This is a genomic window from Streptomyces sp. NPDC055099, assembly GCF_053607685.1.
Genome location: NZ_JBSGUA010000048.1, coordinates 1 through 9503 on the forward strand (window position 1 = coordinate 1; position 9503 = coordinate 9503).

The 9503-nt window shown below is 70.9% G+C and carries 8 protein-coding genes and 1 pseudogene; 7 read left to right on the plus strand and 2 right to left on the minus strand.

The genetic code is table 11. The annotated features are described in order from the left end of the window. The first annotated feature begins 98 nt into the window (after window positions 1–98). The 7 genes from ACWFRU_RS41950 to ACWFRU_RS41980 all read left to right on the plus strand — a co-directional run bounded on the left by ACWFRU_RS41950 (window position 99) and on the right by ACWFRU_RS41980 (window position 7102). The gene (locus ACWFRU_RS41950; RefSeq protein ID WP_453694087.1) at window positions 99–1070 is read left to right on the plus strand and encodes a type II secretion system F family protein; all 972 of its coding nucleotides are present in this window, start codon (window positions 99–101) and stop codon (window positions 1068–1070) included. Continuing rightward, complete coding sequence (locus ACWFRU_RS41955) at window positions 1067–1966, plus strand: hypothetical protein (protein ID WP_453694089.1); 900 nt, start codon at window positions 1067–1069, stop codon at window positions 1964–1966. Before ACWFRU_RS41950 ends, ACWFRU_RS41955 begins: the two co-directional genes overlap by 4 nt. 52 nt (window positions 1967–2018) lie before the next feature. Further along, a complete protein-coding gene (locus tag ACWFRU_RS41960) occupies window positions 2019–2240 on the plus strand; it encodes a hypothetical protein (RefSeq protein ID WP_453694091.1) in 222 nt (73 codons plus the stop codon). Further along, window positions 2237–2650, plus strand: a complete 414-nt coding sequence (locus ACWFRU_RS41965) for a TadE/TadG family type IV pilus assembly protein (RefSeq protein ID WP_453694093.1) — start codon at window positions 2237–2239, stop codon at window positions 2648–2650. Before ACWFRU_RS41960 ends, ACWFRU_RS41965 begins: the two co-directional genes overlap by 4 nt. Next, on the plus strand, window positions 2647–3171 hold the full coding sequence (locus tag ACWFRU_RS41970) for a hypothetical protein (RefSeq protein ID WP_453694095.1): 525 nt from the start codon (window positions 2647–2649) through the stop codon (window positions 3169–3171). The genes ACWFRU_RS41965 and ACWFRU_RS41970 overlap by 4 nt, the downstream gene beginning before the upstream one ends. Continuing rightward, window positions 3168–3626 (plus strand): pilus assembly protein TadG-related protein, encoded by a 459-nt coding sequence (locus ACWFRU_RS41975; protein WP_453694097.1) that lies wholly within the window; start codon window positions 3168–3170, stop codon window positions 3624–3626. The genes ACWFRU_RS41970 and ACWFRU_RS41975 overlap by 4 nt, the downstream gene beginning before the upstream one ends. A gap of 86 nt (window positions 3627–3712) precedes the next feature. Next, window positions 3713–7102, plus strand: a complete 3390-nt coding sequence (locus tag ACWFRU_RS41980) for a LysM peptidoglycan-binding domain-containing protein (protein ID WP_453694099.1) — start codon at window positions 3713–3715, stop codon at window positions 7100–7102. 213 nt (window positions 7103–7315) lie between these two features. Here ACWFRU_RS41980 and ACWFRU_RS41985 read toward each other — a convergent pair whose 3' ends face one another. Continuing rightward, complete coding sequence (locus ACWFRU_RS41985) at window positions 7316–7918, minus strand: FtsX-like permease family protein (RefSeq protein ID WP_453694101.1); 603 nt, start codon at window positions 7916–7918, stop codon at window positions 7316–7318. Window positions 7919–8129: 211 nt separating this feature from the next. After that, a pseudogene (locus tag ACWFRU_RS41990) lies at window positions 8130–9503 on the minus strand (hypothetical protein); the annotation flags it as partial.

The window sequence follows — 9503 nt, forward strand, 5'->3', positions numbered from 1 at the left end:
GAGCCATGGACGGCAGCCAGCATGAAATCCATCCCCACCCCGCTCGCGCGACCCCATCGTCGCGAACGATTGGGCCGTGCGAAAGAAGGTAGGGCCGCGTGAGCAGTGACCAGTGGAGTCTGCTCGCCGCGCTGTGCGGCGCGCTGATCGTGGGCGGTGTGCTCGTGGGCGTGCGCGGCGCCACCCCGGTGCCCGTGGCAGCAGGCCGGCCGCCCGCGCGCTGGGTCGTGCGGTGGCAAGCCGCGCAGGCTGCGCTCCCCGACGCCTGGGCCCGCCGCTACCGCTTCATCGTCGTCGTGGCCGCGCTGGCCACCCTCGGCGCCTGGCTGATCTGGACCCGGCCCGTGCATGGGCTGCTGGCAGGTCTGGCGGTGTTGGGGATTCCGTGGATCTGGAATCCGGCCGGCACCAGCAGCCGGCAGATCGTGCGCCTGGAGGCGCTGGCCGAGTGGATGCAGCAGCTGGCCGGTGTGCACGAGGCCGGCGGCACCCTCGACAGCGCGATCACTGCTTCGGCGACCCGGGCCCCTCAGGTGATCCGTCCGCAGGTGCGGCTGCTGGCCGCCCGGCTGCGGGTGGGCGCCAACCCGTCGATCGCCTACCGGCAGTTCGCTGATGCGTTCGCCGATGGGGCCGTGGACAACGCGGTGATGCTCTTCCTCACCCACGCCCAGGACCACGGCCCCGGTTTGAGCCGGGCCCTGCAGTCCATGGCCGGCCTCACCGAGCAGGAGGCGATCTCGCTGCGCAGCCTGGACGCCAAGCGCGCCCAGGTCCGCACCGGAACCCGCTGGGTGTCCCTCATCTCCCTGGCCATCGCCGCCTACATCCTCACCAACCCCTCCTGGGGCGAGATCTACCGCACCAGCTCGGGCCAGCTGGTGATGCTGGTGCTCGGGGCACTGTTCGCCGGCGCGCTGATGGGGATGCGCAAGCTCGCCCAGTCACGGCCCGCGCCGCGCCTGCTGGCCGCGCTGCCCTCCGCCGCAGTCCACGGCCCGGGCGCGCCCGGTGCCGGGGGCGTGGCGGCGAGGGAAAGGAAGCAGAAGGTGAAGGGAGCCCTGCTGTGATCGACCCTGGAGCACTGGCGTGCGGCGCGATGGTGGGCGGCGGACTGTTTGTGCTGGTACGTGAACTCCTGCCCTCCCGACCGGACATGGACGCGGTCCTGGACCGGCTGGAGAACACCGCCCCGAACCTCACCCACACCCCCCGCACTCCCTCCCCCGGCGGGCGACGGCACCGGCAGGACGGGTCGGTGTGGGAGCGGGCCGGGGAGCAGATCCTGGCCTCCCACGGGCACCGGCTGACCGTGCCGCGCACCGACCTTGAACTGCTGAACAAATCGGTGGCCCATCACGTCGGAACAAAGGTCGTCGGCTCGCTGCTGGCTCTGCTCATGGTGCAAGCCGGCGGCCTGCTCCTGGGGTTGGCGTGGGCCCCGCCCTTGCTGGCGTCGCTCGCCTTCGCGGCGTTCATCTGGTTCGACGCGGATGCCTCGGTGCGCCGCCAGGCGAAGGCGGCGCGCCTGGAAGTCCGCTACGCCATCGCCTCCTTCCTGGAGCGCGCCCAGCTGGAGCGGGGCGCCAACGTAGGCCCCGAAGCAGCGGTGCAACGCACCGCCGAGGTCGGCGATCACTGGATCCTCACCCGGATCAGCGCTGCCCTCAAGCGCGCCGAACTGGCCGGCATCCCGCAGTGGGAGGCGCTGGGGCAGCTCGGAGAACAGCTCGACATTCCTGAACTGGCCGCGCCCGCCGAGTCGTTCTCGCTGGCCGGGGCGGGCGCCTCCATCCAAAAGACGCTGGCCACCCAGGGCTTGTTGCTGCGCCAGCGACTGCTGACCGACCGGGAGGCGGAGGCGAACGCGGCCTCCGAGCGCCTGGTGGTGCCCGGCACGGTCCTGTTCACCGTCGTGCTGGTGATGTTCGCCTACCCGGCGTTCAGCGCCCTGACCCACATCTGACGACCAACCACCTCGCGCGTAGATGCGGGGAACAGACGAGGGGACACAGATCATGAAATTAAACGTGCTCGACCGGACCGCCGTGCGGCTGCACACCGCGTGGCTGACGCGCGTGGAGAACATGTCCGGCCACCGGCGGGACGCGGGGATGGAGACCCTGGAAAAACTGATCCTGGGGGCGGTCGTGCTGGGTGTGGCCGTCGCGTTCGGCACCGTCTTCAAGGACACCTCCACCACCCTGATCGACCGGTTCAAGGCCGCCGTCGGCGCATGAGTGGGGCCATCGAACGGTGGTGGCGACACCGGATCCAGGCCGCACGCTCCGGGCAGCGTGACCGCGGGATCGCCACCCTGGAGTTCCTGATCATCGCGCCCCTCCTGCTGTTCGTCTCCCTGCTCGTCCTGCAGGTGGGGGTGTTCTTCCTGGCCAGCACCGCCGCCCACACCGCGGCCCGTAAGGGTGCCCAAACCGGCGCCGCATTTGAATCCTCCCCCGCAACCGGGGCGCAGCGTGCCCAGTCCTGGCTCGGCCAGGTCGGCGTGGTGCAGCAGGCGCAGGTCAGCACCGCGGGCTCCACGGGCGAGCGGGTGCGGGTGACCGTGACCGGCCGGGTCATGAACTTCCTGCCATGGGATCTGCACATCGAACGCAGCGCCGAGGACACCGTGGAGAAGAACCCGTGACGGCGAACAAGATTCTTGCCAGCCCGCGACGGCCCCGCCCGGCCCGCCGGGTGCGCGGCTGCATCACGGCCCGTGCCGCCCAGCTCAGCGGCGACCGGGGCTCCTACACGCTGGAAGCCATCCTGTGCCTGACCGTGCTGGTGCCGATTCTGGGCATCATTGCCGCATTCGGGCTGGCCGGACTGGGCGACAGCACCGCCGCGAACGCAGCCGCGGCCGCCGCCCGCGCAGCCAGCGCATCGCACGACCCCGACACGGCGCAAGCCCGCGGCCGCCAGGCCGCGTTGAGATCCCTGGGACAGGCGCAGCGCACCTGCGCGAGGTCGGACATCGTCATCGACACCAGCAGCTTCCCCACGGCTCCCGGGCAGCGGGGCACCGTCACCGTCCGCGTGAACTGCACGATCCCGCTCGCCCAGCTGGCAGTTCCCGGCCTGCCAGGAACCACAACGCTCACGGCGACCCGGCACAGCGCCGTGGACCGCTACGTCGAGCGCACCGGCGCGGGGGAGGGCCCGTGAGCCGACCAGAGCGCGTGTCCCGCACGCTGCGCCCGCGCCACCGGATGGACAGGGATCGGGGTTCGGTGACCCTGTACTTCCTCGGCTTCGCCCTCGTCGCGATCGGCCTGTTGGCGCTGCTCGTCGACGGCGGGCGATTGCTGATGGCATCCGCCGATGCTGAGGACATCGCCGCGGAGGCGGCCCGCAGCGCCGGGCAGGAGATCAACGGGCCCGACGCCATCCTCGGTGAGGGAACGCGCGCCGACCCACACCAGGCCGCCGCCATTGCGCGGGCCTTCCTGGCCGATGCCGGAGTCCAGGGCACGGTGACGGTGGCCCAGGACGGGCAGCGCATCACCATCACCGTGCAGGACACCTATCAGACGCTGCTGCTGGGCGGGTTCGGCTACTCCAGCCTGCACATCACCGCGCACGCCGACGTCACGCTCGAACGCAGCGACCCCGGAGCCTAACGATGCCCCACCCCTCCCACGGCCACCCGCCTCTCGCGGTACGCCTGGCGCGCGCCGCGCTCAGCCTCGCCGCCCTCACCCTGCTGATGGTGGGGGTGCCCTGGGTACTGGTCGCCGCCGGCACCCTGCCCGGCCGTGTGCCCAGCGGCGCCGACCTCACCGACGCGCTGATGTCCCCCGACGACGGCGGCGTGTTGTTCACCCTGCTGACCGTGATGGCGTGGACGTTGTGGGCCTGGTTCACGCTGGGAGTACTCACCGAACTCCCCCGCCTGGTGCGGCGCCGCCCCTCCCGACGGCATCGTGCGCTCAGGGCCCCGCAGCGACTGGCCGGGCTCCTTCTGGGCGGGCTATTGGTGCTGCCCGCCGGCACCGCGATCGCCGCGCCGACACCTGCAATCGCCGCCACCGCACCCCTCCAACCCGCCACCCACGGCGCCGACGCCGACCAGGATGCCGACACCACCGACCCTGCGCCTCCCCCCGCGCGGACTGCGGGCACGGGGCCGGTGCATGTGGTCAGTGAGACCGGCGAAACGGTATGGGACCTGGCGGTGGAGTATCTCGGCTCCGGTACCCGCGCCCAGGAGATCAGGCACTTGAACCCGCACCTGCCCGATACCGCGCTTTTGCCCGCTGGAACGGCCATACAACTGCCCGCCAATGCCCGCATCCCGCAGGCGCTACCCGGTGCCAGCACATCGGCCGTTCCTGACCCGCAGATCCAACACGCCGCCGGCGAACAGCCGATCAGCACCGCCCAGGATCGCGCGCCGGGCAAAGAGCGCACGCACACCGTCCGGCCAGGCGAGTCACTCTCCAGCATCGCCCAGAAGGAGACCGGGAACGCCGCACAGTGGCCGCAGCTGTATGCGGCGAGCAAGAATACCGACCAGCCCGACGGTACTCCCCGCCTGTCCGACCCCGACCTGATCTACCCCGGACAGCAGATCACCATCCCAGCAACCCATGAGTCCAAGGCACCGCGCGACCAGCAACGGCCGGAGGGCCAGGGGCGCGAGGGCGACGACCCCTCCGATGACAATACGGACGAGCAGCGCCAGGACGAGGAGAAGGACGGCGGCAGGACGGGAGGAAGCAGCTCTGAGGGCGGCGCGGGCAAGCCCACCGCACCAGCCCGCCCCACTCCCCCACCGGCCACAGAGCCGGGCACAGACAAGCCGTCGACGCCACCGTCTGAGCGTGACACATCATCGGGCAGGCCTCACTCCCCCTCGCCCCCTGCAGTCGACAGCCCGGCCCCGGCACCGTCCGATGCCAGCGAACCCTCCAACCTACTGAGCGCGCGTACGGTTGGGGTGCTGGCATCGCTGGCGGCCGCGGTGACACTGGCCCTGGCCATCCGACGCATCCTGCAACGCCGCAGGGCCAAACCCGGCGAACGCATCGCCATGCCAGAGGAAGTCTCCCCCACCGAAGCGCAGATGGCGCAGGCCGCCGAGCCTGCGGGCCCGTTGCGGCTGGACCGGGCCCTGCGCACACTGGCCTACCAGGCCTCCCGCGACGGCCAGGCGCCGCCCGCGCTGCGCGGCGCGCGCATCGACGACCGCAGCGTCCAGATCCTGCCCGAGGACCTCCAGGCCGCCCCCGCCCCTCCGTTCACCACGAGTAAGGGCGGCTGGTGGGTGTGTGACCACGCCACCGAACTGCTGGATGAGCAGCATGCTCAGCAGGTGGACGCCCCCTATCCGGGGCTGGTCACGATCGGCGCAAACGAGGCGGGTCACCTGGTGCTGCTGAACCTTCCGCACGCTGGCGTAATCCTCCTGGAAGGCGAGCAGGAGCCCCTCGAGGAGGTCCTGACCGCCATGGCGCTGGAGCTGGGCATGAGCCCCTGGGGCACAGACGTGGAGGTCGTGCTCGTCGGCTTCGGGAAGGGGCTGGACCAACTCCTGCCGACCTCCCGGATCGCGTACATGCGCGAAAGCGCCCACGCTGCACGGGACTTCGCCGAGCGGCTCCTGGAGGCACACCAGGAGGCGGAGCAAGCGCGCGCCCCCTACCTCATCCTGTGTGCGTCCCCGCTGACCGCAGACAGTGCGTGGCAGATCGCCGAAACCCTCGACAGGGCCTCCGGCGTCATGCAGGCGGCGCTCATCACACCGGCATCGTCCGCCAACCTGCTTTTCGAGCAGAGCGAGGTGATCGACGCGGCCAACAGCGAACCGCAGCGCATCGACATCCTGGGCACCGACATCACCCTGCAACGCCTCCAACGCCAAGCCATCGATGAGATCACCGCTGCGCTGGCCGTCTCCGGCCAGGACACTCATGCCGCTGCCGGCGCCTGGCAGCACGTGCCCGCCGAAACCCAGACCACCCACGCCGCCCACGCCGCGGCCGCCGCCCGGCAGAGGCACCCGGCACCCGACACCGCCACCCACCTCCCTGGACCGACCCACCGTGCCCCCGCCGGTGAGAGCACCGCTCACAGCGACCGCGCACCAAGCGCCACGGTCGGCGAGGAACTGGGGATCTTCCCCGCTCTGCTGGCAGCGTCCCCGTCCCCCGCCGACGTCCACCTCCCACGCCCTCCAACTGCGCTTCAGGAAGCGGAAGCCTCGGCCGCACCCGAAACCCGCCATGAAGCCGAAACCCTGACAGGCTCCCTCCTCCCCGGGTCAAAGACAGCCCCTGCTCCGGAAAGGGCCGGCACCCCGGGGGCTGATCCTGGCATCGCACCGCGCCCTCCTGCCCCCCACGCTGCACCAGATGTTCCCGTCATCCAGGTTCTGGGACCCGTCACCATCTCAGGTGTCACCGCTTCCCCGCATGGGACCCGCGAGGCGCAACTGGCCGCGCTGCTGCACCTGAAACCCGGACGCAGCGCCGACAGCTTGTGTGCCGACATGGACCCGGCCCACCCCTGGTCCACCGACACCCTCAACGCACGCCTGGGCGGACTACGCCGCAGCCTCGGCCAAGACCCCGACGGCAACCCCTACGTACCGCGCCGCTCCGTGAAGTCCGACCCTTACACACTCTCCGAGACAATCTGCTGCGACTGGCACGGCTTCCAGCACGCCGTCGAAGCAGCACTCCCAAAAGGTCCCGCCGGGCTCACCCAGTTGGAGAAAGCCCTGCACCAGGTTCGCGGCCGCCCCTTCGGAGCACAGCCCCTGCCCTGGAGCGAACCCTTACAGCAGGAGATGGCGATGCGCATCGTGCACGTCGCGCACACCATCGCCACGCACCGCCTGGCCCCAGGCCCGCACCACAACCTGACCCTGGCCCGACAGGCCATCTCCATCGGCCTGGAAGTCGACGAGGCTGCCGAAATTTTGTATCGCACGTGGTTTCAAATTGAAGCGGCCGCCGGGAACCGCAGCGGCCTCACCGTCGCGATCTCCCGCCTGGACCAGGTCAACCGCTCACTCGGTCTCCCGATGGAGATCGAGACCGAGCAGCTCATTCACCAACTCCTCAACCACAAGAGCCCGCAGGGGCAACCGTAGACAGGGAGGGGACCGCGACTGCGACCACAGCCCTGACCGCGGCCGCGACTGCGATGAGCGCCGTGACTGCGGCCGGGGCCAGGACTGCGACCAAGGCTGGAACCGGGGCCACGACCCGGCGCCGACGCGGATGACCGGCAACCGGTCCGGCCACCGGTCACGCGGCGCGGGCCCCGTGGCGCGAGCGAGCGTTCGAGCATCCGGTCATTCGTCTCACTCGTCGCGCAGGCCGTCGGGACGCATCATGCGCCACATCGCCGGCAGGCTCAGCAGCGTGACCAGCAGGACGACTCCGCCACCGACCCCGGCCATCCCCGCAATGCCGCCCCAGGCCACCGCGAGCGGCAGGCCCGCCATCTTCAGCAGCATCGAGCCGAGACCCAGGCCGCCGACGACGGCCAGGGCCAGGCCGAGCAGCACCGGCAGCGCGGTCTGCCACAGCACCGACAGGCCGAGCGTTGAGCGTTGGGTGCCGAAGGCGACGAGCACCGCGAGCAGCTTCCTCCGCTCACGGAGCTGGTCCAGCATGATCACGAGCATGCTCGCGCCGATCAGCAGCAGCGTGACGGTCGCACCGATGAACAGGCCGCGCTTGATGTTCGTGAACTCCGGTGCCTGTTCGGTCTGTACGTTCTCTTGGACCTCGAGCAAGGGGTCGATCCGCGCGGCGGTGTTGCGGACTCGCTCGGCCGCGTCGCGGTCGGCAGGGTCCAGCTTCACCAGCAGTTCCGTGCCGGCGTCCGCCAGGTCGTGGGTTCTGATCGCCTCGGGCGTGGCGAAGACGCCGGTCGTGAAGGACCCCGCCGGATCCGGCACCACCTGCGTGGCACGGGTGGTGGCAGGGACGGTCCACAGCTTGGGCGCGGCCTTCGGGGAACGCCGGGCGGGCCGCGCGGCTGCTCGGCGCGGCGGCCGCGGCCCGCTCCTCGGCGGGCACACCGCTGCCGGCAGGGGAACGCGGTGACGTGGACCGGGTGACGGCCGCGGTACGCGCGGTACTTGACGAGGCGGACTTCACGGAGGCGTTTCAGGACGCGAGGCTGGCGTTGTGGACGATGACCGCCTGGTAGCGCCGCTCGAAGTCGGCCTGTTGGATCACCGCCTGGACTTCGTGCTCCCGCCAGGCTGCCTTCGCGGGGTCCTTGATGTGACGCTTCCGTACACCCTGGTGCGCAAGGCGCTCCACTACGTCCACGATCTGCGGCTGTTCGCTGTGCTGCCGTTCGGCGTCCCAGACGACATAGATGCGGAACTGCGGCAGGTAGCGGCGCAGCGTGCTGGGGTCGACCGGACATCCGTTGCGGCCCGTTACTCCGCAGTCGGCCAAGAAGACCGACAGCTCCTTGTCCGAGGGCTCCGTTCCGTGGGTGGTCTGGTAATCGCGCCAGGCCAGGTAGTAGCGGTCCACGGTCGTGAGCTGTGCGGCGGCCGGACCAGCTGACGCGCGTGGTTCCGTCTCGTCCTCGCCATCGGGAAGCGGCGCGTTGACGCGCCGTGAGCGCACCTGCTGCTCGGGGACCGGCGCCCGGCGGTCGTCCTGTTCTGCCGTGCACGTGTCCGTGGTCGACTCCGCCGCAGGATCCGGCTGCTCCTCCATGCCGGTGGAGGCTTCAGCCGCGACGGCGCCGAGATGCGCGGCCAGCAGTTTCTCATCGAGGGCCTCGTCTCCTGCGGCGAGGCCAAAGCGCTCGGCGAGGAAGGAGGCGTAGGCCGCCACGTCGGAGAGCTTCCCGTTCTCGGCGGCGTACTGGCGGGCGGCATCACAATAGAACTGCGCCCGCTCATCCGCGTGATCACCTTGATCGTCTGGGGCTTGCGCCGCACCGCCCGACGGCAGGGAGCGGCCGGCGTCGCGCTGCTCGAACGCGAGGGTCATGGGGCGCAGCTGTTTGTCCGTGAGCGGGGCACCGGTGGGTTGTGTGATCCCGTGCGCATCCATCAGGTAGGCGGCGAACTGGTGGGCTGTGGGATACGTGCCGATCTGCGCCACGCACCCGAGGTATGCCCAGAAGTAGGTCTCGGAGTAGGAGCCGTCCTCCTCCCTCAAGGCCGTGACGGTTGCCTCCGGCTCGTCTACGGCGGGGAGGAGCGGATGCTCCTGCGGTGGGCCGAGCCGGATGCGCTCCTCCCCCGCGTCCGGGGCCGGGCTCTGTTGCGCGTCCAGCCGCTGCATTTCGGCAGCGGCCGCCTCCTGCGCCGCGTGCGGCCGTCCCGAGGTGTCGATGCCCGCGGCCGCGAGCCCCGCGGGCCCCGCCTCCGCGAGCGGTACGCCGAACCGCGCGAGGCGCAGGGGCATCAGGGACTCCACGGGGGCCTTGCGGCGCCAGGAGCGGCCGAAGCGGGCCTGGAGGCGGGCCTGGTAGATGAGGCGGTCCTGCTCCAGCTGGATGACCTGCTCGTA